This window comes from Pantoea sp. CCBC3-3-1, assembly GCF_007981265.1.
Lineage (GTDB): Bacteria > Pseudomonadota > Gammaproteobacteria > Enterobacterales > Enterobacteriaceae > Erwinia.
The window spans coordinates 421,633-446,310 of record NZ_CP034363.1 but is presented as its reverse complement, the minus strand read 5'-3'; the positions used below and the strand labels follow the sequence as shown (position 1 = coordinate 446,310).

Sequence of the window (24,678 nt, the reverse complement as noted above, 5' to 3'; positions counted from 1 at the left end):
GTTCCCTCATTCGGCCTGTTTCGGCGTGGCCATCTGATTGAAGCGGCTGTCAGTATTGTCATCAGCCTGGGTCTGCGGGTTGGTTTCAACACGCTGGTTTTCGCGCTCGATAATGGTCAGTACAGAGTTGCGTGACAGCTCGCGCTTCATCTCCATCTCGGTTTTGAGCGCCGCGATTTCACGGTCCAGCGACTCAATGCGCTCACCGGCAGCACCGATTGCTTTTGGCTGGGCGGCGGCATTAGGCTCTGACATGCCGGTGACCATCATGCGGCGCATCAGCAGGGCCGTTTCCACCGTGTCAGACATGGCCAGCTCGCCGGCAAGGCGGGCGGTCAGGGCCGCATTATCCGGATCACGCTGCAGGGCTTTAATCACGCCGGCCGTCACCGGCAGCCCGCCGGTTTTCAGCTTAGCCAGATTCTCCGCCGTGGGCTTCTCCGTACCATTAACCAGTTTAACCAGCTGCTCCGCGTTGGCTTTCGTTGCGTCTTCCAGCAGGGGCGCAAAGCCGGTGCCGGCAACGGTCGTCCCGGGCTGGTTCTCGGCATTACCACTGGTGCATTCGCTGGCGTTGGCACAGGTGCGCATGGATTTGTCGCCCAGCACCTTCACGGTCATGGCAGCCGCCTCTTCCGCGCTACCGAATTTAGAGCATGCGCCGCCGTTACAGCTGCTTTCGCCCACCGTTGAATTCGCCGTGACCGGCAAACCGTTCATCATGTTGTAGCCGGCAGCGATCAGATCATGGGTGACCCGGATGGCGGGCTGGCCCGCGCCGCCACGTTTTTCTCCCCCGATCCAGTTGCTGCCCGACGCACCGGTGACTTTCCGCCCCGCCTCATCGGCCCGGACCGCGTCACTGTCTCCGCTGTTCACAACAGATTTGTATTCGTCCATCATGGCCTGCTGTGTCCAGTTACTGCTGTCGCTGAAGTCCATCATCTTTTTCGCCATGTTCTGGCAGTTGAGCTGCGCCTTGTCGAATGACACATTGGCCTGAAGCACACCGTTGGTGAGCATGTCATACAGACCGGGGTTGGCCCGCTGAATGACCATCGCCGGCAGACTGGCCACCGCACCCGTTGCCCCCTGAATCACGTCGCCCATCAGGTTCTTAAAGCCGGACGTGACGCCGTTGAGCTGGTTGCCGACGGTGGTTTTCAGGTCGAAGTTGCCGCACATCATGTCACTGCTCCAGCCGGTGTTCAGCCCCAGCTTCTGCATATTGCCGCGCGTGGCCGGCTGGGAAATGACCGACCCGCCGCCCAGGGTATAGAACAGTTTGTCAGACACGGCACCATCCACGGACTTGCCATAACCGATGGCGCTGTTGTTCACCTGCGGCAGGGACATGCCGAGGATGGTGTTGTCATCATCGGCTGCGTGTGCCGCCGGAAGAACCGTCAGCAGGGAGCCGGTCAGCAGCAGGCTAACGCGAACGGCTGAAAATGAAGGTGTTTTTTTCACGGTTTTCCTCATCAGATATCAGTGCTGCCCAGAAATGTCTGCCCGCGTCGTTTGCAGCAGCTGTAGGGCTGCCAGAGCGCAAAGGCTTCGTTGTTATCGCTCGCGGCGGTGTGGCTCCCGTCCGGGAAGACGGCACATGACTGTGTCATGTGGGGAGCAAGCCGCTGCCATTTGTGATTGCGCGTGCCGGTGTTTTCCGTGACCGCCCCCGGTGGCCAGTACCCGTCATGGCGGTTGCCCTTAAGCGCCTGATACACATGCGGCTGCCCGGCGCGGGTGATAATGTCTGCCACGCGCTGTGCCACCACGGCAGAGGCTTTGTCATCATCGGTCTGGCTGACAAACCCAGAACGGGGATAGACGTTGCCCCACATGTTCGCTGCGGCCTGACTGCCGATTTCCCGCTGGCCGGGCACAAGCGCTTCCGGATAGAGGGACTCCGGTACGCCCGTGCGCCAGGCCGCCGAATCCAGCGTACTCAGGAAGTAAGGCATTAACGGGGTGGCGGCAGTATCACAGGAATAGCCCGGAATACTGCCGCCAATCAGGGACGTGGCCGGGTGGCCAATCGCATCGGCATACTTGAAACGAACAGCGGACTTGCGCTGGCCGGGATTTTTCATGTCGGCCGGATTAGCTCCTCCGGCAGAAACACCGGAAAGCCCGCTGGTCACGGCACTCTCCAGCCCGCCGGCAGTCTGGCTGACAACCGCCATTTCCTGCCACGGATTACCGCCCGGCGCGACATAGGTCGAAACGACTGTCTGAGGAATAAAGTGGGTGACTTTGACCGACGTGCGCACCTTGCAGCCAAAGGGGGTGCAGAACAGCCAGTAACAGATGCCGCTCACACGCCAGCTGATACAGTTTTGCGACACGGCGCTGGCAATAATCTGCGCAGTGTTAAGTGCGGCTACAGCAGCTGGCGCGGTTGCCGTACCCAGTACGGTGGCTACCGCCAGCGAGCACACTGTGGTTTTAATGCGGGAGGGTTTTGTCATCACTGGCCACCTCCCCGGTTACGCAGGGAAGTGGCCGCGTCAACATCCGTGGTGCCGTACACCACATCGCGGTCATCGAATACCACGGCCGGCACTTTTTTAATGCCCAGCTCCCAGGCCCGGACCACCTGGCGATAAGAATCATTCAGCTGCTGCTGTTTTTGTTGCCAGGCGGGAGACGCCATAACCTGCCTGACCTGTGCCTCAGCCTGCTGCGGGTCTGCAGGCAGTTCTCCGAACATGTCGGTCTGCAGCCGGTCAGGGCCATCAAGAAGGACCACCGGCACGCCCGGGGGCAAATTTGCCGGCAGATGCTGGCTGTCAGTGAAGAGAACAGTGCCGGCCAGTACGGATGCCGGCAGCAGAGCCGGCAGGAAAACAAGGGAGGTCAGTTTCATGAATCGGGACTCCGTCAGACTGAATCGCCTGACAGCGTGCCCGTGGCCGTTCAGAAAAGCCGCATTAAATTCTATACCCGAACAAAAAAATTAATCAGCGAATCTGTAGCTTTTGCAATAGGAAATGATCACAACCATTTAGCTAATGATATAACTACAGACGTAAGCGTCACATATAGACCGTATTATCGCTCACTCAGAGGTGTATCAGCTCAGACTTAAACTAACAGTATTCCTTGAGCGAAAATTTGACGTAGATCTGTAGTCACAATCACCGTGAAGTCAAAGCAAAAAAACGCCATAGACGATTCATTAATCTGGCTTTGAATTTATTATCTAACTTAATAACATTAATCAACTGAATAATAAGCATAGTTTCTTTCTGTGAAATCAATAATCACGATACTTTGTGAGCCATTTCTGCTGATAACCACTCGGCAAGGTGCCCTGCAATTTGGTGGTGGTTTCCCTCGGGATTACTGACGAAATAATGGGCTGAACCGGATAAAACATTGTTTAAAGGGGTATATAACAACCCGTTTCTCAAAGCATGTTCTGCCATCAGATCACTGACAATAGCCACACCCTGTCCGGCAATCGCAGCCTGAATCACATGAGTCTCATCGGTGAACCGTGGCCCTGCGTTAATATCCAGCTCTGCTGGGCCAAATTCATCTCGCCAGCGCTGCCAGTCCGGAGCGGGTTGCGGCACACGGCGACCATCAGTATGGAGCAAGGTGGCTTGCAGTATATCCTCTGCCGTTTTCAAGGACAGCTTTGGGCTGGCGATCAGCACGAATCGATCCCGGTAAAGCAGGCGTGGTGACAACTGCTCATCCGGCTCAGTTCCGTAGCGCAGAGCCATGTCAATATTCCTGCTGCGCAAATCCACAATGCAGTCATCGGCATGCAGTCGCAGATCTATTGTGGGGAACTCGCGCAGCAGCGCTGGTAATCGCGGTACCAGCCAATGAGTGATCATAGCGGTGGTGGCGGTTAGTGTCAGAACTCTTGGGCGTTGTACTTCAACGATTTCTGAAACCGCATTCTGTAGCAACCGGAAGGCCTGACTGGACGCCCGTTGCAAAATCTTCCCGTCAGCAGTGAGCTCCACCTTACGTGGTGTTCGTTCAAGTACGCTAACCTCTAACAGGTTTTCCAGCAGTCGGATTTGATGGCTAACAGCTGTTGGTGAAACGCCAATTTCTTCAGCAGCCAGTCTGAAGCTTTTCAGTCTTGCTACAGCATCAAATACTTGTAGTGAACGTAGAGGCGGGAGTCTTCGTGTCATGGTGAGTTTTTTTCATCTTTAGCTGAAAAGTATGATTTTGATTAGCTATACAACATCAATATATCTTTTTAGATGCAGTACAGCAGATGAAAATTATTCATCGAATTACTCAGGAGATGACGATGTCTACATCAGTGGTAAAACAACTTCGCTTAGTAATCACCACAGAAGATTTTGATAATGCGCTTTCTTTCTATCGCGATAGCCTTGGATTGACGCAAATTAATGCTGTCCCACCTGATGAAGGTAGAGTAGCAATACTTGAGGCTGGCAAAGCTACGCTGGAATTGGTAGAGCCAGCGACAGCTGCTTACATAGATGATATTGAAGTCGGTAAGCGAGTTTCCGGCTGGGTACGGGTAGCGTTTGAGGTGGAAGACATTAGTTCAACAACCGCAACTCTGGTGGAGGGGGGGGCGCGTATGCTCTCGGAACCAAGGATGACACCTTTTAATTCTTTCAATAATCGACTGGAAGCGCCAGCCGGATTACAGTTAACACTTTTTCAACCACTGTGAAAACAGGTTTGCCGGGATGGCGGGTAATAGTTCTCTTACCTCGCTATTAGTATCCGGAACGTCTGCTCTTGGCACAGGCTATGTGAAAACTGTTTTGGTCGCTTAAACTGCCAAAAACAGGGCTAAAAACTGCACGCATACGTAAAATTTGGCTCAGCTAACCAGTACCAGTCGAGCAATTCCAGATTTTGCGTAGATGCGCGCACTTCAGTTTTAGGTCAGGGTTTTCACACAACCTGGGCACAAACGGCCTGTGAGATTAGATTTAACTCTGTGCCATACATAGCGGTGTCAGATTAAATCTGAGCTAATACAGAAGATGTGAGATCGGTTTTCCACGGCAGCAGATCGCGCAGCCGGTTAACAGGCCAGTCCTGGATATGACCGATGACGTAACGCAGCCACGCCTCCGGGTCCACGCCGTTAAGCCGGCAGGTGCCGATAAGGGAGTAAAGCACCGCGGCCCGCTCACCACCGCTGTCCGAACCGGCGAACAGCCAGTTTTTCCGTCCCACGGCAACACCACGCAGCGCGTTATCCGCGATGTTGTTGTCTATCTCTGCCCAGCCGTTGCTGCAGTACAGGTTCAGCGCGTCCCACTGCTTCAGCAGGTATGCGAATGCCTTCGCCGTATCTGAGTGCCGTGACAGCACCGTCATCTGCACCTGTATCCAGTCGTACAGTGACTGCATCAGCGGGATGGTTTTCTCTTTCCGGACCGCCAGCCGTTCATCTGCAGGGCTGCCGCGTATTTCCGCCTCAATGGCGTACAGCTCACCGATGCGATTCAGCGCTTCGGTGGTGATGTCAGTCGGGTTACGGACGTGAACATCGTGGATTTTTCGCCGGGCGTGCGCCATGCAGGCCGCTTCCATGATGCGACCGTCTTCGTACAGCGCATTATAGCCACCGTAAGCATCCGCCTGCAGGATGCCGCTGTACCCGGCAAGATGCTGTTGTGGATGAACGCTCTTACGGTCCGGTGAGTATGCGAACCACACCGCCGGCGGCAGCTGCGAACCGGCGTTGCGGTCATCCCGCACGTAGACCCACAGCCGGGCAGTGCGCGTTTTGCCGCTGCCCGGCTCCTGAACCGGTACCGGGATATCGTCGGTGTGCACTTTGCCCGGCATCAGCACGTACTGTTTCAGAAGGTCATACAGCGGCTCCAGCAGTTCACTCACCGCACCCGACCAGCGCCCCAGCGTGGCCCGCCTCAGCTCCACGCCCTGACGGCGGTAGATTTCTGACTGCCGGTAGTGCGGCGTGTGCTCTGCGAACTACGCCGTGACGATTCGGGCCAGCAGGCCGGGACCGGCGTAGCTACGCTCTATGGGTTTGGAGGGCATCGGGGCCTGAACGATGTGGTCACAGCTGCAGCAAGCCAGTTTGGGCCGCTGCGTTTCGATAACCTTAAAGGCGCTGCTGATGAGCTCCAGTTGCTCCGACACGTCGCAGCCCAGCGGGCCGAGGTCCCCACCGCACGCCGGACAGGCGGTTTCTGCCGGGGACAGTATGCGTGTTTCGCGGGGCAGTAAGGCAGGAAGTGGTTTGCGGGAGGAAGACTGGCGCAGCGGCTGCGGTAGTGCCGGGTCATTCTGTTCACCCAGCACTTCCGACATCTCCTCCTGCAGGGCGCTGATGCGCTCTTCAGCTTCGCGTACCTGACGCGCCGTTTTCTCACGCAGCTTTTCGGAGCTTTTGCCGAACTGCATGCGTTGCAGCTTAGCGACCAGCGCCTTCAGTCGGTTAATTTCGCTGGCGTACGCCGCCACCCGCTGTGAGAGCAGGCGGTTGTACTCCGCCATTTTGCGAATTGTGTGCTGCTGCGTATCCAGTAGCGCCCGAAGCCGGGCATTTTCGTCGGAGAGTGAGTTTTCCATGCAGCCACATTACTCCGGTTCAGATGCGCAGACCAGGGCATTCCGTCCGCTGCGGATGTTTCCAGTTAATGCCTTCCAGCAGCATGCCCAGCTGCGCGGGAGTCAGATGGACTTTCCCGTCGCGGGTCACCGGCCACACGAAGCGCCCCCGCTCCAGCCGTTTGGTGAACAGGCATAGACCGTCGCGGTCGGCCCACAGCACCTTTATCATGCCACCACGCCGCCCACGGAATATAAACAGATGCCCGCTGAACGGGTCCGTGCGCAGTGTGTTCTGCACTTTCGCCGCCAGCCCGTTGAAGCTGCAGCGCATATCTGTCACGCCAGCGACCAGCCAGATGCGTGAGCCCGCCGGAAAGTTAATCATACCTCACTCTCCCTGAGTTCGCTGACCAGTGCACGCAGCAGCTCCGGCGTCAGTGGCCCGGTCAGACTCAGGGTGCCGCCCGGCAGTGCCAGTTTGCAGCTGATGACCGGCGGCTGGTCTGGTGATACGGCCCCGTTGTGTCTGGATGGCGGCGACAGAGGCTCCACGGTGACAGGAATGAGAGTGGCTCTGCTGGCCGGGTCCAGCAGTCCCTGTCGATGCAGGTTACGCCAGTTGAAGAGCAGGTTATCGTTGATGCCATGCTCACGTGCAATTTGTGCCACACAGGCGCCCGGCTGCAGAGTTAAATCCGCCATGCGGATTTTGAACTCCAGTGGCCAGTCCGGACGGCGTTTTTTGACAGGCAGGTTTGTTTCCAGATTGAAGGCGTACAGCTCCTCCTCCAGACGCTCAGGCGTATATTCATCCGGCAACGGCCAGTTAATACCCGTGCGGCGAAAACGCTTGAACATTTTATGCGTGGCGGAAGTACTGATGTTCAGTTGCTCAGCGATTTCACGGTAAGTCAGGGCGTCGTTAAACCGCAGGCTGAGTGCAGTAATGATCCAGGGTCTACTGGTGTAAGGCGTGTTTCTGTCCACGGTAGTGTCCATGTTCGCGAAAGTGTCCATGGTAGGAAATACGGGGGAAAATGAAAGACGGTCTGAACGATACGCTTACCTACAGACGGTTAAACCCGGCATAAAGTACTAATCTGTAATTAATCAACTAAATTGCCAGAGGTGATGATGAATATCAGGTATCTGTATGGAAAGGAAAAGATTCTTGGCCCCGTTATCCGCGACGAGGCTCCGATACGGCTGTGTGACCTGACGCATTATTCACGCAGGTGAAACGAAAAGATGCGCGATAATGAAATGGAAAAAATTTTCACTCCGGATCGTTATCAAGTTGCTATAAAAATTAATGGGCACACCCTTAACCCTGACGATATGACTGCAGATCCCATGTTTACGCTATCGCCTCGTCATTGTTATTGTATATGTTTGAGTAATCGGCAAGATGAGCCAGAACTCTATGCTGCTTTTAAAGCTGATATCTGCATCGCATTCGACGTTGATCTCCTCCAAGAAAGACTTTCTCTTTTAGACCATAGATTCCCGGGTACTGAAATTAAAGGGAAAGATGTGATCTATTACCATCCAGAAACGGCACCAGACAGCTTCACTCCTGAAGAACTTGTTTTTTTTAAACCAAATATATTTTCTCATGAAGCAGAGTATAGGATTGCGCTATTTTATCCTCTAAACAAAACAGGGTTTGCATACGAGGGAGGAGTTTTACCTTTCAAAATGGAAGGTGAATCAATGTTCATGGATATTTCCCATCAGCAAAAAGGATTTATAAGTGAATGCGTTAAGAAGGTTATGCGAAGGAAATTTTCTTGACCTCGTAGTCAATTTTATGACGTTACTTAGCAAAAAAAACCGGCCCTGAGGGCCGGTATGCAATATTGTTATTTTCTTTTTATAATCATGCCCCTGGTGAAGGCAAGTCTGTAGTTATACGTCAAGTCCGTTGATCCACAGCATCAGATACACCAGGTCAGCCGAATCCGGCACCGTGATATACCAGCGCGGATGCGCATACTCCTCTTCCTGCGGCCAGCTTGTCTGCCCTGTCACGGTGATAAGGATGTTCACCGCCTGCTTCAGCTTTCCCTCAAGATAGATGGCCACGCTGCTGCTGAGTCCCACCCGGTGCGGGTGACAGGTCATTCTGACCGGGCCGGTCATTCGCTGTTTGATCATTGCCCGCAGCCTCATAAGGTGCTGATGGGTCGCCGGGAGCACGCCGGGCTCTCCCTGGGGCAAGAGGGTGAAAAGCGCGCCGCCACTGTGCTCATGAATGGCGGGTTCAGGGTACTTCAGTGTCATCATACCGTGGCAGGCTCCTGTTGATTCTCCGTCAGACCGCGCAGACGGTCCAGATTCAGTGCGAGGCGTTTTGCCGCCTCCAGTTCGCTGCAGTTAAACTGATTCATCAGCGCCCGGCGTTCGGCTTTCTCTTCTTTTTCCGTCATACCCAGAGCCAGGAAGAGACTGGGCGGCACGGCACGAAACAGCGCCTCGATCCGTTTCGCCAGTACCACGCCCTCGGTATAACAGCCCGACAGTTTACTGGCGGAAAGCAGCACCGATTCCTGCTCCGGCGTGAGCGCGCGGAAGCGGCTGATATCTTTCACCTCCTCCGGGGGCATGGTCAGACAAATCCACCATTCCGCCATGTTCAGCATTTTTTCGGCAATATCCGGGTAATCTTTAAGGTTCTGGGTGGCCAGCCACAGCCAGGCCCCGAGCTTACGCCACATCTTGACCACCTTGGTCATGTAGGGCGACAGCAGCGGGTTGACCGTGACGATATGTGCCTCATCCACCGTGAAGACAATATCCCGGCCCAGGAACTGGTCACGCTCCGCGATGTTGTTAATCATGTTGGTCATCGAGACCATGGTCAGGGCCATCTGCGCCTCATAACCCTCACGCGCCAGATGCCCCAGGTCAACCAGCGTCACGTCCGCTTCCGGCCACAGAGCCCCTTCGCGATTGAACAGCTCCGCTTCAAAGCTGCCGGCCTGGGTGAACATGCCCAGGGATTCCGCCATCTCCGCCGCTTTCGCCTTGCGCTGGGCATTACGGACATTAATGACGCCCTCATCGTTGTCAGAGGCAATGTCATACAGCGCCTGCTGCAGGTCAGACGGCAGCATCTGCCGTCCTTCTTTATACGTGGCATGCGCCGCCATCAGCAGCGCCTCACGTATCATCGCCCTGTCGGCACGCTTCAGGTCAGCCTCTTCTTTCGGGTCGCCGCCGGTGATCATCATGCGCGCGGAGATTTCCATTTCACCGAGAATGTCACGTTTGTCATCCTCGCCATCGTCGTCCGTCTCGATATCCGGCAGGTCGCTCTCATCCACGGCCTGGGCGGCCAGGCCTTCTTCCACCAGTTTATGTGCATCGGCAAACGGCGGCAGGCTGACGCCGCTCCCGGGTCTGACGCTGATTTTATTCACCGTCAGCCCGAGGCTGTCGAAGAAGTCGGCCAGCAGGCCGAACGAGTTCCCGGCCTCCGCAATAAACAGCCGCGGACGGTGGACGGCCATCAGCTGGGAGAGCGCGGCACACAGCGTGGCCGACTTGCCCGCCCCGGTCGGGCCGAACAGCAGCAGATGCGCATTCTGGGTACGGTCATGCTTGTTGAGCGGATCGAAGGTCAGGATATCCCCGCCGCGGTTGAAAAAGCTGAAGCCGGGATGCCCTGTACCCGTTTCCCGCCCGGTCACCGGCAGGAGACCGGCCAGGTGCTGAACCCAGGTCAGACGGGTATACCAGTGTTTTTTGTCACTGTCCGGGTTAAAGCACATCGGCAGCGCCCGCAGCCAGCTGTTCAGCGGCCCCTCTTCGAACTCCGGGCGGACCGGCTGCAGGCCCGCCCCGAGCAATACAGTCGACAGCGCCAGCCGCTTGCGCTTCAGGCTGGTCATGTCATCACCGCGCAGCAGGAAGGTGATCCCCGCCCGGTACAGCTTGTGCCGGTTGCCCAGGTACTCTTTGACCGTCTTCACATCCTGGCGGACGCGGCCCGACTCGGTATTCTCCCCGACCGCGTTTTTCGACAGCCTGTTAAACTGCTCTTCGAGCCGGTCCTGGGGCTGGACCACCACCGTCATGCACACCATGGTCCCTTCCGGAAACATATCCATCAGGGCATTGATTTTCTTTTCACCCCGGCTTTTCTCCCCGGTCAGCGTGCCAGGCTCCGGCGGTGTACGCAGTTTTTCCACCGACACCGCGCAGTGCGGCTTGTTGTCAATCCACCACACGCCGTTTTCCGGGTCGGAGACCGGCGGCGTGAACCACAGGGTTTCGGCAAAATCATTGCTGACCGGCACGGTGCCTTCAGGCGTCTCGCGCGGGTCTGCGTAAGCAGCCTGGCGATAAAGCGTGGTTTTATCCACCCAGTCCGGTGACGGATTGAACAGCCGCAGCAGCCAGCCATGCACCTGCAGGCCGTTCTGACGGCTGCAGCGGATCCCCGCCCCACCCAGGGCATTCACAACCCGGTCGCACACCTGGTTGAGCATCGCCACCGGCGGCATCGGATCCCGGTTTTTTCCCAGCCAGCGATAAATCACCATCCGGGTGCGGCGCTGCTGCCCGCGCCACGGCTGCCCGGTGATCAGTGAGTCGGTGAACAGGCCTTCAGGCCGGGAGATACTGCGGATATGACGCTCCATTTCCCCCAGCCAGGCGTCGGTAAACGCCGTGCGCTGCGCATGCGGTCGGACATACCCGCGCAGCCTGTCGAGGTACGCGTCAGTGTCGTCCTCGTCCTGGCAGAAGAACTGCACGACCCAGGGATTCACGTCATGTTCATCAAAGCTGTCCTGAAGCGCATCCTCCACCGAGTCACGGATCTGCTCCAGACGGTCTTCTGTCCGCCCTTCGGTGGCCACCGGCGTCACATCATAAACCGCCCCCACCGACACACCGTCATCGAGCAGGAGACACTGCTCTTCATCGAGAAACTCCGCCCAGGGCAGAAAGTCAATGATGGAGGGACTGACATGATAAATTTTTGCCTCATCCTGGCGGGACATTTTCCCGGGACGCGTCAGGGGCTGGCGGCCCTTCACGCCCGTGCTGAGGGTCTCATCGGCCTGAACGGACTGACCGCCATCAGCCGGCGTCTGACGGTCAGGGGAGGTGGTGCGGGTAAACAGTGAAAACATTACAGGGCCTCCGTGCGCTCGCCAGGCATGGCATACTGCGTCTGGCTGTAGAACGGAAACACGGTGCTGTATCCCGGCACCGGCGTGTTACCGTCGGCAAGGTGGGGATACAGATACATCACCATGTCAGGGTTAGGCAGCCGGGGAAACTGCTGCGAAATTTCACTCTCCTGAGTCCGGCTGTAGCTGCGGTCGGCCTGCGCGTTCGCCTGCGTTTCACTGCCCGTCAGCGGACGGCGCAGCGTGTCCCGGGCCTCTGCCGACTGGCGGGCGGTACTGCCGCCACCGTCCGCGCCGTTCCACAGCTCAAGCATGGTGTTATCGCCCGCCGGCAGCATTTCCTCCTTGGAGGTTGAGCAGCCGCTGAGCACTGAACAGGCCAGAGCCAGAATGAAAACTGTTCTGTACATTACCGGTATCTCCTTTGTGAGGCGGCCGGATCGTAGCCGCTACAGATAAAAATAAATGCACTGACATTCAGCAGATGCGCCAGCTACTGCAGGGACATATAAGGGCAGTGAAGCCGGCGCGAAAGTTTCGGGCTGTACCACGACACGGCACAGTCGCAGGCACTGAGCGGCAGGGAAAACCGGCCGGTATCCAGTAAAAGCCGGCCCCGCTGCCAGCGCAGTAAAGGCAGACGGGCAGGCAGCAGCGCCACCGGGCGCAGCTGCAGGACGGCCGTCGGCGAGGGCCGCACCTCAATGTGCCAGCCCGCGCCATCGCTGAACGTCCGGCACACGGATGACATCGGCAGAAGCGTCATGTGTCCCGTCATGGCAGTCACTCAGTCCAGTCCGCCGCTGTCGCTGACGCCACCGGGCAGGGTGAAGTCGTAGCGCACCCTACGGCCCTTGTCTTCATAATCAATGGCCAGCTGACGGGTGATATGCACCGCGAGGCGGGCCCCCGGCGGCACATAAATGGCATCAAACGTCATCCCGTACCGCTGCTTGATCCAGTCCGTGGTCTCCGACATGCCGCCGGAGATGGCTTTGCCCAGCGCTGCCTGTCCGGCGTCGCCGGTCATGGTGGAGGAAATCCCGTTGACGTTGTTCTGCGTGGTGTACTGCCCCTGACTCAGGGCATCTCCTGCCGCACCGGCTGCTGACAGGCCAAAGATAGTCGGCAGATACGTGGAAGCGTTGGATTTGCGTTCGCCCCCGATGCACGGAATGCCGTTTTCATCCGAAATCCAGCCGATACCCCCACCGGTGCCGGTATCCTGTTTGGCCTGAGCGTTATTATTCTGCCCGCCGCTGTTAACGGCCTCCGGTTTCGGGAGGGTGCGCACCGTACCGTCGGAAAAGACAAACGTGACGCTGGTCACCTGGCCGCGCACGCAGGACAGCGTCCAGTCACCGCTGGCCGTCCCGGAAACGATGGCCCCTTCAACGTCCGGCAGCTCGATGCCGTTTGCTGTCAGGTTATCCTTACCGATGAGTACTTTGAACGGGTAGGGATCGGTCACGGTGCCGTTGATGGGCACGCGGCCAAGCAGTGCCGTCATGGCGCGGCTGCCGACCAGCGTGGAGTTTTCCGGCAGGGTGTACACCGGCTCGGCACTCTCTTCCGCCCCTTTCTCATTGGTGTGCCCCTTCACTTTCTGCTCATAGGCCGCTTTCTGGCGGGTCAGCTCATTGTCCCCCAGAAACGAAGTCGGGAACTGAGATGACGCCTTGCCGCTGGCCGCATCACGCGGATCCGTCTCTTTCTGGTCCGTCGGCGTGACCCACATCATGCCGTCACTGCCCTGAGATGCCGCGCCCCCGGTGCTGCTGCCCATGCCATCCAGGCCCAGCCCCAGCGGGATATCGCTGTCTGCCGCCTTTTTCCCGGCGTCGGGCTGTTTCAGCTTGTCGGTCAGACTCTTGATCTTCGCCGTCAGGCTGAGCTGCTCATCCTGCAGCTGTGCCTGGCGTTTGTCGTACTGCTCACGCAGACCGTTGACGGCCTCATTCACCTGCCCTGACACGTCCTGATTGCGCTTACGCAGGCGCTCGTTCTCCTTCACTAAATCAGCGTTCTGTTTATCGAGCGTTTTCTGACGGTCACGCACATCGTTCAGCCGGCCGATGAGCGTGCGCAGCGTGTCCTCCGGGGTGTCGCCTTCCACGCCCAGCGCCTTCAGCTCATCCGGCGAGAGGTTTTGCAGGGCACCGCCGCTTTGTTTTGCCTGCGGCTGCTCTGCCGGTTCGTTTTTGCAGCTTTTGAGCCCCACGGCCAGCCCGGCAATCACCACGGCCGGCACGATGACTTTCACCAGGGCATTGGATTTAATCTGCATGGCGGGCCTCCTGTTTTACTGCACGGGCCGCTTTACGCAGCGCAGATGGTTCGGCGATGAAGGCGCTCTCCGGACGACCGGCGGTCACCACATACACGGTGGTGGTGTCTTCCGGCGTGCCGGCAGGACCGACCCAGCGGTGCTGGAAAGTGGCGGACACAAACTGCCCCTGCAGCGCACGCGGATCCAGAACGACCTTACGGCCGCCGGTGTTCGTGAGCCTGAGGGCCACCACGCTGCGGTTTGCCGCCCCCCAGGCCGCCAGCGGCGTGACCGTCACTGGCTCTGAAGGGTACAGCGTGCTGACGCGCCGGGGCAGATGCGGGTTGACCGGATGAATACCGGGCACCGCCTCAACCGTACGGGCCGGCGCATACAGGCTCTGGGCGGCATAGCGGGTCAGCAGCACCGGAATGGGGGCGCTGTAGCGGATTTTTTTCCGCCTGGCCTGCGTGCCGTCATCGCTGCCGGTGGGGGCTGACGGGCCTGATCCGGAAGCGCCCCGGTCTGCACCACCTGACTGACCAGCCGCATCAGATGCCTGGCTCAGCGTGCTGACATCACCGCTGTAGACCAGCCGGACCGGTTCGGCCGGCCCTTTTTCACCGGCGGCGAGATCAAACAGCAGGACCTCGCCGCTTTCCACATCCTGCAGCTGCACCCGCGTCTGCGGGAAGGCGCTGTCGGCTTTCAGGTAGACGGCCCCACCGGTGCTCTGCACCCGGAGTTTGCCGTTAAGCGCCGGCGGAAACCCAACGCGGACGTTTTTGTCCACAAAGACCACCCGCTCCTGCCCAACCTTCAGGGGGATCTGCAGCGGAATACGCTCCCATTTCATCAGCTCATCTGCGCCGGCAGGACGTGATACCAGTGTCGCCAGGGGCAGCAGGGCGAGGGACAGCGCCATCAGCCCGGCGCGGGCGTGGGGATTTTTACTCATCACTGAAACACTCCTGACTTCTCCGGTTTGGGTGCAGGCGGTGCCGCCTCCAGACGCTGGGGCACACCGGCATAACAGTCCAGCGCCAGACCGAACGGGTTGCGCTCCGCATCCCCTTCCCAGCGCACCACTTTCAGCGGGTAACGCACCAGGGCGCGTTTGACCGGCTCGGCGTGGAAATATTCATCGGCCACCACGTCCAGGCGGGCAATCCAGTGATCGCGATCCTGTACGGTCACACTCTGTGACTGGTAACCACGGCCGGGCAGTTCATACACCACGCGCACGCGGTCGGTGAGTTCGCCGGCGTCACCGCGCTTCTTCGCGTCCGCTTTCAGGAAATCCTGACAGGACGGCGTCAGATACGGCGACAGCGCATCGATTTTGGCGGAATAGTCCACCTCGCCATTTTTCGGCCAGGCATTGAGCTGCTGAAAAATGTAAAACGCAAAGGAATAGACCGTCGGGGGCGGCACTTCCCACCAGGGCCGCGTGCTGCCGGAGCGTAAATCCGGCGGGTTATGCACGGTCAGCTTGCTGGGTGCCAGCATCCAGCCGGCACAGGTGAATAAAAGGAAAAAGGCGAGCACGGCGCAGGCGATGCGCAGCGTCTGAATATGCTGGTCGCGGTCTTTTACCGCATGGCGATAACGGCTCATGAGGCTCTCCTGTTACGTTTCACTGACCAGCCCCGGGCATCCACTATCAGTTTCGGATTGCCCATTCCCAGCCGGCGTTTTTTGGTCTCCAGTCGCTGCCAGAGCCAGTTCTCGGGCTTACCGCGCTTGAGCCTGGCCATCCAGCGGCCGCCAAACCAGACGAGCAGCAGCGGCATGACCAGCAGGCCGGTGGGAACAACAACCCAGCCGGCCAGCGGGATAAACGGCAGTGACAGGAGCAGACCCACTCCCGCGCCGGCAAGGGCTGCCAGCCCCATCTCATGGGTGGTAAACCCGCGAAACACCACGGGCTCACTGTTGAGACGGTCAGGGAGAAAACGAATGGTCTGCATCGTCGTGGACTCCTACAGCAGAATGTCGGCAGACTTGCCGACCAGCCAGATAACGGTAACCAGCAGCACCACGCCCACCACGATAATGGAGCCAAATTTGGTCCAGGTGGCCCGCTCGTTACGGACTTCGGTAAACGTGTGCAGGGCAGCAATGGCGACGCTGATAAAGGCAACGGCGGCCACGACCAGCCCGCCGATGACAAGACCATCCTGGATGTACCCCTTGATTTGTCCGGACAGGCCGCTTCCGCCGCCTGATGTGGGGGGTTCAACCTGGGGTAAATCAGCGAAGGCCGGTTTGCAGGTGAGCCAGCCCAGAATAGCCAGCGTACCGGCGCGGGTCAGCGCACGGCTGCCAAGACGGCGCAGGCGGGCAACAACAGACTCAGATTGGTGCATGAAATGTATCTCCTGAAATGATTTGAATGCGTTAACTGGCGAACATCCAGATACACGCGAGCAACAGCAGCACGACGCGGATAACAAAGCGCCCCAGCGCCGCATCCCGCACTTTGGTATTACTCCACCCGGTCCAGACATCCGACAGCCCCCACGCGGCCCACAGAAAAAGAAACGCTATCAGTGCCCCGATGCTGAGCAGATTAAGAATGCTCAGGTCAAGGCTGCCGGAGCCGGCCTTAAACGCGTTGGTTTGCTCGGGTGTCATGGGCATCAGGGCCGCTCCCGCCGGTAATTACCGGCCACAAAAGACGGGTCACGCGGTTGCGCGCGGGAGGGTTCCAGATAGCGGTCAATGCCGCTGCGGATGGTGTTGAGATCGGATGTGGCCTGACGGTAATCAAAGAAAAAGCGGCCACGGTCGGCCGGGTCGGCCTGTGCAGCCGCCACGCGGGCCCGTTCAAGCGACGCCTGAACCTGGTCCAGCTGACGCTGAACAGACGCAAGCTCGTCTTTCTCGGATGCCTGTGCAGCAGCTGACGCCAGAAAGGTCAGCAGCACCAGGCCGGTGATGCCCGGGACACGACGGTTGCGCCGCATTGCCGGACGATTTGAGTTCATACGCACCTCCAGAAGGATTAAGGGGTGCGGACAGGATGCGGAAGAGGGAGCGCCAGGTCAGCGATAAACCCTAAACAGGAATTTCAAAATTAATTGCAGGTCAGTGCTGCGTGGGGGATGAGCTTACAGAATTGGCGGTTCACTGATACTGACGCGCCATGAACAGTCGTTTCGTGGCTTGTCTGCTGACGGCAGGCGCGCAAAACAGGTTTTGCACGCCTCCGTCCAGCGCCGGTTAAAGATAATGAAATGAGCGCCTCCTACCCTAACAAGGCGAGGCGGTAGCATGGAATTTACGGGATAAATTGCGTTACAAACGAAATTAAATTGCTTTCCAGCTTTCTGGATTATGTCGCACAAAAGGGCTGTATTCAGGAGCCTGGAGCTTCAATGTCTTGTCTTCGTTAAAATCATCTTCTCTGTTAAAAGGGATGACGGGCCATTCATGTATATTGGCTAGTCTGTTTTCAAAATCTTTAACTTTTTCATCGAGAAACTGCTGCTGGTTTATTTTTGCTTTTCCATCGAGGCCACCCCGCACACCATATATTAGGTAAGGTTCCAGCATGCTGTAACCTATGTAATGAAGCGCATGTATGGGTGGCCATAACATCAATCGCATGTCCCCATGACGTCCATTGTGACCACAGGCATTTTCAGGCGCACCGGCAGTAACGGAGAGTAAGGCACGCTTACCTTTCATTACGCCATTCTCATGTCGGTGTCTGCTGTCATAAATTCCACCATAAACAAACACCCGATCCATCCATCCTTTCAGGATGGCGGGCATACCAAACCACCAGAAAGGAAAATGCAGAATTAACAGGTCAGAGTTAAACAATAACTCAATATGCCTCGCAACCTCATCGGGTAACTTTTGCTTTCCCCAGTGATGGCGCTGCTCTAGCAAAGCATCAAACCTCACTGAATCCTGCCTGTCCGGGTAAAAGGTTTTATCCTCGCGAGGTTCAAAATTTTCACTATATAAATTGACTGACTTAACCACTGATCCTTGCTTTTCAAATACGCGGGCGGCTCTGGATGCCAGGAATGAGTTAAATGAAACCGCCTCAGGATGAGCAGTGATAATCAGTACATTCATAATGGACCTCCTTAGTGACTTTTCACTTTTATAATGTTTTCTTTTGGTTTTGCATTCAATTACGCACTTTGAGGTAACTACTCATGGCATATCCAGGAAACGTTTACTCCGCCAAGTGTTCAGCACGCGATGCCCTGGCACTTATATCAGGAAAATGGGTAATGCTTATCCTTCCTGCCTTAGCAGAGGGGCCTTTGCGCAACGGCGAACTGATGAGAAAAATTGAGGGCATCTCACAAAAGGTACTTACTCAGACTCTGCGACAGCTCGAACGACATGGTCTGGTGTCCAGAAATGATCACGGTGAAAAGCCCGCATGCGTGGAGTACAGCCTGACCAAAGTGGCAGACTCACTAGTAAGTACACTCGCCGCTCTTGACCGCTGGGCCGAGATTAATTTTCCTGAACTTGACGCGGCAAGAATACGATATGATGAACAACTTTCGCAGGACAAACCAGGGAGTTAAAATGTCGAGAGCATTAAAAACTGAATATCATGGCGTGCGATACAGAGATGCAGAGACCCAAAAGGTGGTCGAAAGCTTTTTCCCTGAAAAAGCAGACCTGAGAAGGAGTTGCCTGGCGGAGAAATACGGTATCCTGAAACAGGAAAATTTTTCAATTATGCCAGACCTTCTGGAGCCGATACGGACAACAGAGGACGCTTATCTCCGGTTGCACTTACTTTCACTAAAAATCTGTCTTCCAAACAGCTTTAATCTTGATGGGTTATTCGACTCACTTCCAAACGTGGCATGGACATCAGCAGGGCCTGTTTTACCGTACGCTGTTGATAAACTCAGGACATTAGTTGCCAGGGAATATCATCACCTGACCGTTTTTGCTGTTGATAAATTCCCCCGCATGCTTGACTACATTATACCTGAAGGAGTGAGAATCGCTGATGGTGACAGAGTGAGACTTGGTGCTTATCTTTCAAAAGGCTCCACGGTTATGCATGAGGGATTTGTAAACTTTAATGCAGGTACCCTCGGAAAATGTATGGTCGAGGGGCGCATCACGCCCGGGGTTACTGTCGGTGATGGAAGTGACATCGGTGCAGGAGCATCAATTATGGGGACACTTTCTGGAGGGGGGCGGGAAATTAACTCTATTGGCAATAACTCACTTCTTGGCGCGAATTCGGGTACCGGGATTTCACTGGGCAATAACTGCATAATAGAAGCGGGCCTATATGTCACTGCCGGCACTAAAGTATTATTACCTGATGGGAAATATGAATATGCCCGTAATCTCTCAGGAAAAGATAACCTTTTATTCCGCAGAAACAGTAAAACAGGTGTAGTGGAAGTACTACCTTCCGACGCATCTGCATGGGGTGGTATCAATAAAAGCCTGCATACCAACTAAGCACCAGACCAACAGGATAATTTAGCAGGATGCTCAACCTCACATTACTGTCCCAGGCAGGGGTAATGCGAGGTTGTTATAAGCAGTTTCGCAATTAAAAATTTCAAATAGTTTCGTTATTTCCGCGCCTCCCTTTTTATTGAGTAAAGTAAACTAGGTGTCGCATCTGGCACATCGTGAATTTCTCTTACGTACCTGAGACCCGATTTTTTAAGTACGTTTTGTGAAACCAGATGATGCGCTCTTACGGTGGCAGATATTTGCTGAAGGTTCAGTTCACTGAACCCATAAGCAACCAGAAATCGGGCAAACTCTGTTGCGTAGCCTTTTCCCCACGCCTCTGTTTCGAACCTGTAGCCCAGATTATTGACAGTTACGCACTCAAAGCTTCTGACGGTAAGTCCGCCAAAGCCTATTGTATGCCCGGGAGAGTCCTTTGCTATGATTGCCAGGTTTCCGAATCTGAATTTGAACCAGTGTTCGGTCCATTTGTTTAGAACATTTCTGGCGTAGCTTATGTCCGGATACCGGCAGTGCTCATAGACAGCCTGCGTGAACAGCTGAGTGAAGTTGAAAGAACGAACGGTCGGATTGCTGATATTGAACGGCGCATACGCGAGCTGAGCAGAGATGACCCCGGCGTAAAAGCCATCAGTGCCATTCCCGGCGTGGGCTTCCTGACTGCCACTGCTGCGGTCGCGTCAATGGGTAGCGCGGACGCATTCCGTTCAGGCCGGGAGTTTGCCGCCTGGGTGGGGCTTGTCCCGAGGCAGACCGGAACCGGCGGGAGGATACAGCTGCTGGGGATCAGCAAGCGGGGCGATAAATACCTGCGAAAACTACTGGTCAACGGTGCGCACAGCGTCATACAGAATGCCCGCGAGCCGGGGGCCTGGGTCACCGACCTGCTGAAGCGGAGACCGATAAACGTTGCCTCCGTGGCGCTGGCCAATAAAATGGCACGAATAATATGGGCTGTGCTGGCGCACGGCAGGCCCTACCAGAAGGAAGCGGCTCTAAACTGAGCACTTACTTGCGAAGTCACAGTGTATAAGCAGAACGTCAACAGGTTGCGCAGGCAGTGTATGTAATGACAGAGCAGGTCAGACCGTGATTCACCAGGCCTGAAAAAAGTATCGAACTCCGGGTTCGCAGAGATAATTGAGGCGTGAGTCAGCGGATTTCATTAGGGTCAGCAGCCGCTTTCGCAGCTGCGTGAAGACCGGATATATAGCCGCAATCGTCCTGTCCGTCATCAAGTACAAAGCCTGGCAAACGGGAGGCGCTCATATATACTTCTTGAACAAAGCCATGGTCACGGCCACAGCAATCCCCAGCAGGAAAGCCATCTGCAACAACAGCACGGCCACAGAAGACGGTTCACGCGGTTGCGCGCGGGAGGGTTCCAGATAGCGGTCAATGCCGCTGCGGATGGTGTTGAGATCGGATGTGGCCTGACGGTAATCAAAGAAAAAACGGCCACGGTCGGCCGGGTCGGCCTGTGCAGCCACCACGCGGGCCCGTTCAAGCGACGCCTGAACCTCGTCCAGCTGACGCTGAACAGACGCAAGCTCGTCTTTCTCGGATGCCTGTGCAGCAGCTGACGCCAGAAAGGTCAGCAGCACCAGGCCGGTGATGCCCGGGACACGACGGTTGTGCCGCATAGCCGGACGATTTGAGTTCATACGCACCTCCAGAAGGATTAAGGGGTGCGGACAGGATGCGGAAGGGAGAGCGCCAGGTCAGCGATAAACCCTAAGCAGGAATTTCAAAATTAGTTGCAGGTCAGTGCCGCGTGGGGGATGAGCTTACAGAATTGGCGGTTCACTGATACTGACGCGCCATGAACAGTCGTTTCGTGGCTTGTCTGCTGACGGCAGGCGCGCAAAACAGGTTTTGCACGCCTCCGTCCAGCGCCGGTTAAAGATACTTCTTGAACGAAGCCGTGGTTACGGTCACGGCGATCCCCAGCAGGACAGCCGCCGGCAGCAACAGCAGATTGGGATAAACCGCAGTGGGCCAGGAAAGATACAACATGGCGGGCACCACAGCGGCCGGTTTGACCAGCTTCTTGGCATGATGATAGACAAACGAACTTTCATACCCCGCGCCGTACCGCCGCAGATCACGCCGCCCCAGCCCCTCAACCAGCGCCACCACCACGACCAGCACAAACAACGGCACGGACAGCACCAGGATGGTGACGCGTACCAGGGTGATAATGCTGATCCATACCGTGGCCAGCAGATATTCACGCAGGTAGCCGGCGAGCCAGCCGCTCCAGCTGTTGATTTCCCGGGTGACGGCATTGTCACTGTGCATCTGGTGCGCATACTGCTGACGGACCCAGTCCAGGAAGCCACTGTCCACAAAGGCCCACTGATAGGCAGTGGTCACCCAGCGCACAACCGTCACCGATGGCTCAGACAGCAGCAGGCTGCGGGTGAACTCCGTGGACAGCCATCCCAGCTCGGTGTTCATGACCGCTTCACTGTGCGCCGCCCCGGCCTCCGGCCAGAAGAATGCAATGCCGATATATTCAATCAGCAGGCTCAGCAACAGCGAGGACAGTACCACACCCACCAGAGCCCATGGCCAGCCCCAGAGCAGGTTATACAGCATGCCGTGTTTGCGCTCCGGCAGGGTCTGCTGCTGTGGGGGACGTTTTACCTCAGCCATTCTCCCCTCCTGTGACCGGCACGTTCAGGGCCGGACCGTCCCGCCACCAGGATTCGCCGCTGTGATAGCTGCGCCGCATCTCCTCCGCGATTTTCTCAATACTTTCCGGCATCAGCACATCATCAGCATCGCCGGCAGGCAGCGGCATCCGGATTTTCCACAGCTGCCCGCCTTCCAGCAGGGCAAACGCCTGCCCTTTCGGCAGCGTCACGATATCGGCCGGCTCCAGCAGCGGGACTTTTACCGTTCCGACGCGGTCCTGGGTGCTTGAAGTGAAGTCCTGGTCTGCATTGACATCTGCCGTGTCCTGGTGCCCGGAGACCAGCGTTTTGGTGTAAATTTCCACCTGCGGCAGCTGCGTGGTCAGCAGTTCGGCGGTGCGGTTTTCCCTGACACGCAGCATAATCAGGTTGTTGAAGTTACCCTGAACCTGGGCCGTCTTGGCCGCATTCCCGATGCGTGCCTCAATATCAGAAGATGTCTGGGTATAGGCCGTCACCTGCATGCCGGCACCGCCCCCTTTGTTGATGAGCGGGATAAACTCATCTCCCATCAGCTCGTTAAACTCATCGCAGTGCAGGTTAATCAGGGACTTCCCTTCTTTCCCGCCCGGCAGGCCCGCGTTGATACCGTGTTTATAAATGTGACCGGCCACACTCACCAGATCGGCGAACATGGAATTGCCCACCGCGCTCGCTACCATACTGTCACTGAGCGCATCAAGTCCCACATAGACCACGGCCTTTTTACGGATGATTTGCTCCCAGTCAAATATGGGCCGTGAGTCATCCATATCGAGATAGTCAGGGGCCAGCAGTTCAGCGGTCTTGCCGGTGGTCAGTTTTTCCAGCAACGGCAGCAGGGATGCCACGATTTTGTCAAAGTAAGTGCGGTCATAACGCACTGCTGACCGCAGCCCGTCGAGGATGGGGTCGTAGAGCTTCTTACCTTCTTCTGAACTCAGGGCAACCTCAATGGCCCAGATGCGTAAGGCGTCCGGCTGCCCCTGCATGTTGCGGGGCACGTCGTCCTCTCCCAGCACCTGCTGATTATTCTCAATCTGCGTCTGCAGCGCCGGCAGTTGCTCGTGAATGATTTTCTCGGCGTAGCGGATATAGAGATCGGCGATATTGTTCACGTAGCGCATAATCAGCGTGTAGTCAGGGCGTTCCCCCAGGGCAACCAGCGCACGGGCAATAATGTTGACGAAACGCCAGGCAAATTCACGAAAGGCGGCATTATTGCCGTCCCCTGAAAGCTGACCGGCCACGCGGGACGCCACCTCTGACACGCGGCCAAAACGCCCGACGGCATTATAACGGGCTGACATTTCAGGCCAGCCGAGATGAAAGATATACAGCTCATCCCCGCGCCCGGCCCGGTGGGCCTCTGCCCAGACGCGTTTCATCAGGTCTGCGTCCCCTTTCGGATCAAACACGATGGTGACTTCACCCCGCCGGATATCCTGTGTGACCAGCAACTCTGCCAGCCGGGTCTTGCCGACGCGCGTGGTGCCGTACACCACCGTATGGCCAACGCGCTCCCCCAGGGCCAGGGTGACATCTTTTTCGTCGGGTTCGATGCCGTGCAGCGCCGGATTCCCGCCCACCGGCGGTAATGGCCGCACCGGGTTCAGCGGTGTATCAGCACTCAGCAGCTTGCCCAGCCAGGGCAGGCGATGCTCTGTCAGCATTTCGAGCTGACGCGCCGCCAGGTAAAAGCGGTTCGGCTGCAGATAGCGGGCCACTTCCGGGCGCAGCGTATCCTGCAGGCGCTGGGTGTGTTTCTGGGTCCAGCGGAAACCCCGCCCGAGAAACAGGCGACGATGGCTGACGGGGATCTGTTTAGTGCTCATGACATAGCGCGGCAGGCGGCGGAGATTCCGGCGGTAGCGAATAATCTTCATCCCCTGATGGGTGCGGGTGACGGCCAGCGCCGCAAACCCGGCAGCAGTGACATAGCTGACTGACGGGGCCAGGGCAACGGCCCACGGGGCCTGGACACAGACATACGCTGCCATGCCCGATACCACGGCGGTATTCAGCTCCACGGCCGGACGCAACAGGGCTTCAATCACGTAACGGTTACTCATCGCCTGCCTCCTTTATGATTTTACCGTTGGCCATACGGATATACGCCCCCTTTCCGGCACCGGCTTCCCTGCGGGGCAGACAGTGGTAATGCAGGGCATTCGCCAGTAAGCGCCAGAGCACATACAGAACATTCGACAGAAAGAGAAAAACGAACCATACGGCCCGCAATGACAGCAGGTAGTTATGCACAGCTGTTTCCGTGGTGACGGCTGTGACGGTGCAGGCTGCCGGCTTTGCCTGAGGCGGAGCCGCATTATCACGCACCGGGCAATCCTCCCACATGTAGTGTCCGGGCGGCGCATTGCGCCATGCCGTTGCTTCCTTCTGCAACTGGTCGTTCAGGTCACTGACCGGATGACCGAAGACGAGCCAGGCAAGCAGAATTACACCGCCGAAAGTGGCAGGCAGGACCACGGCATGACGGAATAAACAGAACACAAGCCACAACGCGTAGCGCAGGCTGTTCACGATGATATTCATAAGGGATTCC

At 56.9% G+C, this 24,678-nt stretch carries 27 protein-coding genes and 2 pseudogenes; 5 read left to right on the top strand and 24 right to left on the bottom strand.

What is annotated here, in order from left to right; all coding sequences use genetic code 11:
- Nucleotides 1-6 precede the first annotated feature (6 nt).
- From EHV07_RS01865 to EHV07_RS01850, 4 genes are all read right to left on the bottom strand, one after another.
- The gene (locus tag EHV07_RS01865) at nucleotides 7-1,482 is read right to left on the bottom strand and encodes an integrating conjugative element protein (protein ID WP_147194347.1); all 1,476 of its coding nucleotides are present in this window, start codon (nucleotides 1,480-1,482) and stop codon (nucleotides 7-9) included.
- Complete coding sequence (locus EHV07_RS01860) at nucleotides 1,482-2,471, bottom strand: TIGR03756 family integrating conjugative element protein (RefSeq protein WP_174822347.1); 990 nt, start codon at nucleotides 2,469-2,471, stop codon at nucleotides 1,482-1,484. The genes EHV07_RS01865 and EHV07_RS01860 overlap by 1 nt, the downstream gene beginning before the upstream one ends.
- Nucleotides 2,471-2,869: a TIGR03757 family integrating conjugative element protein gene (locus tag EHV07_RS01855; protein WP_147194341.1), complete on the bottom strand. Its 399-nt coding sequence runs from the start codon at nucleotides 2,867-2,869 to the stop codon at nucleotides 2,471-2,473. The genes EHV07_RS01860 and EHV07_RS01855 overlap by 1 nt, the downstream gene beginning before the upstream one ends.
- A gap of 397 nt (nucleotides 2,870-3,266) precedes the next feature.
- Nucleotides 3,267-4,160: a LysR substrate-binding domain-containing protein gene (locus EHV07_RS01850; RefSeq protein WP_147194338.1), complete on the bottom strand. Its 894-nt coding sequence runs from the start codon at nucleotides 4,158-4,160 to the stop codon at nucleotides 3,267-3,269.
- A gap of 122 nt (nucleotides 4,161-4,282) precedes the next feature.
- On the opposite strand from EHV07_RS01850, the gene EHV07_RS01845 reads away from it, so the two are divergent.
- Nucleotides 4,283-4,678 carry a VOC family protein gene (locus EHV07_RS01845; RefSeq protein ID WP_147194335.1) on the top strand — a complete coding sequence of 132 codons (396 nt, stop codon included), beginning with the start codon at nucleotides 4,283-4,285 and terminating at the stop codon, nucleotides 4,676-4,678.
- A 296-nt stretch (nucleotides 4,679-4,974) separates the two neighbouring features.
- On the opposite strand, the pseudogene EHV07_RS01840 reads toward EHV07_RS01845, so the two are convergent.
- The 3 genes and pseudogenes from EHV07_RS01840 to tnpA form a co-directional block, all read right to left on the bottom strand.
- Nucleotides 4,975-6,561 (bottom strand): annotated as a pseudogene (locus EHV07_RS01840) (IS66 family transposase).
- Between the two features lie 19 nt (nucleotides 6,562-6,580).
- The gene (gene tnpB / locus EHV07_RS01835; RefSeq protein WP_147194332.1) at nucleotides 6,581-6,928 is read right to left on the bottom strand and encodes an IS66 family insertion sequence element accessory protein TnpB; all 348 of its coding nucleotides are present in this window, start codon (nucleotides 6,926-6,928) and stop codon (nucleotides 6,581-6,583) included.
- Entirely contained in the window at nucleotides 6,925-7,542 is a 618-nt protein-coding gene (tnpA, locus tag EHV07_RS01830) for an IS66-like element accessory protein TnpA (protein ID WP_254446296.1), read from the bottom strand. Before tnpA ends, tnpB begins: the two co-directional genes overlap by 4 nt.
- A 249-nt stretch (nucleotides 7,543-7,791) precedes the next feature.
- Between tnpA and EHV07_RS01825 the strand changes: the two genes are divergently transcribed.
- Nucleotides 7,792-8,337 (top strand): hypothetical protein, encoded by a 546-nt coding sequence (locus EHV07_RS01825; RefSeq protein ID WP_147194326.1) that lies wholly within the window; start codon nucleotides 7,792-7,794, stop codon nucleotides 8,335-8,337.
- A gap of 114 nt (nucleotides 8,338-8,451) precedes the next feature.
- Here the strand turns inward: EHV07_RS01825 and EHV07_RS01820 are convergent, their stop codons facing one another.
- From EHV07_RS01820 to EHV07_RS01765, 12 genes are all read right to left on the bottom strand, one after another.
- On the bottom strand, nucleotides 8,452-8,829 hold the full coding sequence (locus tag EHV07_RS01820; RefSeq protein WP_147194324.1) for an acetyltransferase: 378 nt from the start codon (nucleotides 8,827-8,829) through the stop codon (nucleotides 8,452-8,454).
- Complete coding sequence (locus EHV07_RS01815; RefSeq protein ID WP_147194321.1) at nucleotides 8,826-11,684, bottom strand: conjugative transfer ATPase; 2,859 nt, start codon at nucleotides 11,682-11,684, stop codon at nucleotides 8,826-8,828. Before EHV07_RS01815 ends, EHV07_RS01820 begins: the two co-directional genes overlap by 4 nt.
- Entirely contained in the window at nucleotides 11,684-12,094 is a 411-nt protein-coding gene (locus EHV07_RS01810) for a TIGR03751 family conjugal transfer lipoprotein (RefSeq protein WP_147194318.1), read from the bottom strand. Before EHV07_RS01810 ends, EHV07_RS01815 begins: the two co-directional genes overlap by 1 nt.
- Nucleotides 12,095-12,177: 83 nt before the next feature.
- Nucleotides 12,178-12,462, bottom strand: coding sequence for a hypothetical protein (locus tag EHV07_RS01805; RefSeq protein ID WP_228744746.1), 285 nt, complete (start codon nucleotides 12,460-12,462; stop codon nucleotides 12,178-12,180).
- Nucleotides 12,463-12,471: 9 nt separating this feature from the next.
- A complete protein-coding gene (locus tag EHV07_RS01800; protein ID WP_147194316.1) occupies nucleotides 12,472-13,971 on the bottom strand; it encodes a TIGR03752 family integrating conjugative element protein in 1,500 nt (499 codons plus the stop codon).
- A complete protein-coding gene (locus EHV07_RS01795) occupies nucleotides 13,961-14,911 on the bottom strand; it encodes a TIGR03749 family integrating conjugative element protein (protein WP_147194313.1) in 951 nt (316 codons plus the stop codon). Before EHV07_RS01795 ends, EHV07_RS01800 begins: the two co-directional genes overlap by 11 nt.
- Nucleotides 14,911-15,570 (bottom strand): PFL_4703 family integrating conjugative element protein, encoded by a 660-nt coding sequence (locus EHV07_RS01790; protein WP_147194310.1) that lies wholly within the window; start codon nucleotides 15,568-15,570, stop codon nucleotides 14,911-14,913. The genes EHV07_RS01795 and EHV07_RS01790 overlap by 1 nt, the downstream gene beginning before the upstream one ends.
- Nucleotides 15,567-15,923, bottom strand: coding sequence for a TIGR03750 family conjugal transfer protein (locus EHV07_RS01785; RefSeq protein WP_031592993.1), 357 nt, complete (start codon nucleotides 15,921-15,923; stop codon nucleotides 15,567-15,569). The genes EHV07_RS01790 and EHV07_RS01785 overlap by 4 nt, the downstream gene beginning before the upstream one ends.
- Before the next feature lie 12 nt (nucleotides 15,924-15,935).
- Nucleotides 15,936-16,322 (bottom strand): TIGR03745 family integrating conjugative element membrane protein, encoded by a 387-nt coding sequence (locus EHV07_RS01780; protein WP_147194307.1) that lies wholly within the window; start codon nucleotides 16,320-16,322, stop codon nucleotides 15,936-15,938.
- Between the two features lie 31 nt (nucleotides 16,323-16,353).
- Nucleotides 16,354-16,596 carry a TIGR03758 family integrating conjugative element protein gene (locus tag EHV07_RS01775; RefSeq protein ID WP_031592991.1) on the bottom strand — a complete coding sequence of 81 codons (243 nt, stop codon included), beginning with the start codon at nucleotides 16,594-16,596 and terminating at the stop codon, nucleotides 16,354-16,356.
- On the bottom strand, nucleotides 16,596-16,943 hold the full coding sequence (locus EHV07_RS01770; protein ID WP_137467528.1) for an RAQPRD family integrative conjugative element protein: 348 nt from the start codon (nucleotides 16,941-16,943) through the stop codon (nucleotides 16,596-16,598). Before EHV07_RS01770 ends, EHV07_RS01775 begins: the two co-directional genes overlap by 1 nt.
- Nucleotides 16,944-17,265: 322 nt before the next feature.
- On the bottom strand, nucleotides 17,266-18,045 hold the full coding sequence (locus EHV07_RS01765) for an NAD(P)H-dependent oxidoreductase (RefSeq protein ID WP_147194304.1): 780 nt from the start codon (nucleotides 18,043-18,045) through the stop codon (nucleotides 17,266-17,268).
- A 161-nt stretch (nucleotides 18,046-18,206) separates the two neighbouring features.
- On the opposite strand from EHV07_RS01765, the gene EHV07_RS01760 reads away from it, so the two are divergent.
- Both EHV07_RS01760 and EHV07_RS01755 read left to right on the top strand, forming a co-directional pair.
- Nucleotides 18,207-18,512 carry a helix-turn-helix domain-containing protein gene (locus EHV07_RS01760; RefSeq protein ID WP_254446295.1) on the top strand — a complete coding sequence of 102 codons (306 nt, stop codon included), beginning with the start codon at nucleotides 18,207-18,209 and terminating at the stop codon, nucleotides 18,510-18,512.
- A 1-nt stretch (nucleotide 18,513) separates the two neighbouring features.
- Complete coding sequence (locus EHV07_RS01755) at nucleotides 18,514-19,416, top strand: DapH/DapD/GlmU-related protein (RefSeq protein WP_147194298.1); 903 nt, start codon at nucleotides 18,514-18,516, stop codon at nucleotides 19,414-19,416.
- Between the two features lie 116 nt (nucleotides 19,417-19,532).
- Here the strand turns inward: EHV07_RS01755 and EHV07_RS01750 are convergent, their stop codons facing one another.
- Nucleotides 19,533-19,934, bottom strand: a complete 402-nt coding sequence (locus EHV07_RS01750) for a GNAT family N-acetyltransferase (protein ID WP_228744751.1) — start codon at nucleotides 19,932-19,934, stop codon at nucleotides 19,533-19,535.
- A gap of 3 nt (nucleotides 19,935-19,937) precedes the next feature.
- Between EHV07_RS01750 and EHV07_RS01745 the strand changes: the two are divergent.
- Nucleotides 19,938-20,441: pseudogene (locus tag EHV07_RS01745) on the top strand (IS110 family transposase); the annotation flags it as partial.
- Between the two features lie 261 nt (nucleotides 20,442-20,702).
- Here EHV07_RS01745 and EHV07_RS01740 read toward each other — a convergent pair.
- From EHV07_RS01740 to EHV07_RS01725, 4 genes are all read right to left on the bottom strand, one after another.
- Nucleotides 20,703-21,101 carry an RAQPRD family integrative conjugative element protein gene (locus tag EHV07_RS01740; RefSeq protein WP_228744745.1) on the bottom strand — a complete coding sequence of 133 codons (399 nt, stop codon included), beginning with the start codon at nucleotides 21,099-21,101 and terminating at the stop codon, nucleotides 20,703-20,705.
- A gap of 235 nt (nucleotides 21,102-21,336) precedes the next feature.
- Nucleotides 21,337-22,095 (bottom strand): TIGR03747 family integrating conjugative element membrane protein, encoded by a 759-nt coding sequence (locus tag EHV07_RS01735; protein WP_147194295.1) that lies wholly within the window; start codon nucleotides 22,093-22,095, stop codon nucleotides 21,337-21,339.
- Nucleotides 22,088-24,187, bottom strand: coding sequence for a type IV conjugative transfer system coupling protein TraD (gene traD / locus EHV07_RS01730; RefSeq protein ID WP_147194292.1), 2,100 nt, complete (start codon nucleotides 24,185-24,187; stop codon nucleotides 22,088-22,090). Before traD ends, EHV07_RS01735 begins: the two co-directional genes overlap by 8 nt.
- Entirely contained in the window at nucleotides 24,180-24,668 is a 489-nt protein-coding gene (locus tag EHV07_RS01725) for a hypothetical protein (RefSeq protein WP_147194289.1), read from the bottom strand. The genes traD and EHV07_RS01725 overlap by 8 nt, the downstream gene beginning before the upstream one ends.
- Nucleotides 24,669-24,678 lie beyond the last annotated feature (10 nt).

What these genes read in the sequence shown, in the direction of transcription:
- EHV07_RS01825 (WP_147194326.1), top strand. Translation starts at nt 7,792, where the DNA reads ATGCGCGATAATGAAATGGAAAAAATTTTCACTCCGGATCGTTATCAA.
- EHV07_RS01860 (WP_174822347.1), bottom strand. Translation starts at nt 2,471, where the DNA reads ATGACAAAACCCTCCCGCATTAAAACCACAGTGTGCTCGCTGGCGGTA.
- EHV07_RS01800 (WP_147194316.1), bottom strand. Translation starts at nt 13,971, where the DNA reads ATGCAGATTAAATCCAATGCCCTGGTGAAAGTCATCGTGCCGGCCGTG.
- EHV07_RS01855 (WP_147194341.1), bottom strand. Translation starts at nt 2,869, where the DNA reads ATGAAACTGACCTCCCTTGTTTTCCTGCCGGCTCTGCTGCCGGCATCC.
- EHV07_RS01850 (WP_147194338.1), bottom strand. Translation starts at nt 4,160, where the DNA reads ATGACACGAAGACTCCCGCCTCTACGTTCACTACAAGTATTTGATGCT.
- EHV07_RS01815 (WP_147194321.1), bottom strand. Translation starts at nt 11,684, where the DNA reads ATGTTTTCACTGTTTACCCGCACCACCTCCCCTGACCGTCAGACGCCG.
- EHV07_RS01770 (WP_137467528.1), bottom strand. Translation starts at nt 16,943, where the DNA reads ATGAACTCAAATCGTCCGGCAATGCGGCGCAACCGTCGTGTCCCGGGC.
- tnpA (WP_254446296.1), bottom strand. Translation starts at nt 7,542, where the DNA reads ATGGACACTACCGTGGACAGAAACACGCCTTACACCAGTAGACCCTGG.
- EHV07_RS01780 (WP_147194307.1), bottom strand. Translation starts at nt 16,322, where the DNA reads ATGCACCAATCTGAGTCTGTTGTTGCCCGCCTGCGCCGTCTTGGCAGC.
- traD (WP_147194292.1), bottom strand. Translation starts at nt 24,187, where the DNA reads ATGAGTAACCGTTACGTGATTGAAGCCCTGTTGCGTCCGGCCGTGGAG.
- EHV07_RS01740 (WP_228744745.1), bottom strand. Translation starts at nt 21,101, where the DNA reads ATGAACTCAAATCGTCCGGCTATGCGGCACAACCGTCGTGTCCCGGGC.
- EHV07_RS01795 (WP_147194313.1), bottom strand. Translation starts at nt 14,911, where the DNA reads ATGAGTAAAAATCCCCACGCCCGCGCCGGGCTGATGGCGCTGTCCCTC.
- tnpB (WP_147194332.1), bottom strand. Translation starts at nt 6,928, where the DNA reads ATGATTAACTTTCCGGCGGGCTCACGCATCTGGCTGGTCGCTGGCGTG.
- EHV07_RS01805 (WP_228744746.1), bottom strand. Translation starts at nt 12,462, where the DNA reads ATGACGGGACACATGACGCTTCTGCCGATGTCATCCGTGTGCCGGACG.
- EHV07_RS01775 (WP_031592991.1), bottom strand. Translation starts at nt 16,596, where the DNA reads ATGCCCATGACACCCGAGCAAACCAACGCGTTTAAGGCCGGCTCCGGC.
- EHV07_RS01765 (WP_147194304.1), bottom strand. Translation starts at nt 18,045, where the DNA reads ATGAATGTACTGATTATCACTGCTCATCCTGAGGCGGTTTCATTTAAC.
- EHV07_RS01790 (WP_147194310.1), bottom strand. Translation starts at nt 15,570, where the DNA reads ATGAGCCGTTATCGCCATGCGGTAAAAGACCGCGACCAGCATATTCAG.
- EHV07_RS01755 (WP_147194298.1), top strand. Translation starts at nt 18,514, where the DNA reads ATGTCGAGAGCATTAAAAACTGAATATCATGGCGTGCGATACAGAGAT.
- EHV07_RS01785 (WP_031592993.1), bottom strand. Translation starts at nt 15,923, where the DNA reads ATGCAGACCATTCGTTTTCTCCCTGACCGTCTCAACAGTGAGCCCGTG.
- EHV07_RS01865 (WP_147194347.1), bottom strand. Translation starts at nt 1,482, where the DNA reads ATGAGGAAAACCGTGAAAAAAACACCTTCATTTTCAGCCGTTCGCGTT.
- EHV07_RS01760 (WP_254446295.1), top strand. Translation starts at nt 18,207, where the DNA reads ATGCTTATCCTTCCTGCCTTAGCAGAGGGGCCTTTGCGCAACGGCGAA.
- EHV07_RS01725 (WP_147194289.1), bottom strand. Translation starts at nt 24,668, where the DNA reads ATGAATATCATCGTGAACAGCCTGCGCTACGCGTTGTGGCTTGTGTTC.
- EHV07_RS01735 (WP_147194295.1), bottom strand. Translation starts at nt 22,095, where the DNA reads ATGGCTGAGGTAAAACGTCCCCCACAGCAGCAGACCCTGCCGGAGCGC.
- EHV07_RS01845 (WP_147194335.1), top strand. Translation starts at nt 4,283, where the DNA reads ATGTCTACATCAGTGGTAAAACAACTTCGCTTAGTAATCACCACAGAA.
- EHV07_RS01810 (WP_147194318.1), bottom strand. Translation starts at nt 12,094, where the DNA reads ATGTACAGAACAGTTTTCATTCTGGCTCTGGCCTGTTCAGTGCTCAGC.
- EHV07_RS01820 (WP_147194324.1), bottom strand. Translation starts at nt 8,829, where the DNA reads ATGATGACACTGAAGTACCCTGAACCCGCCATTCATGAGCACAGTGGC.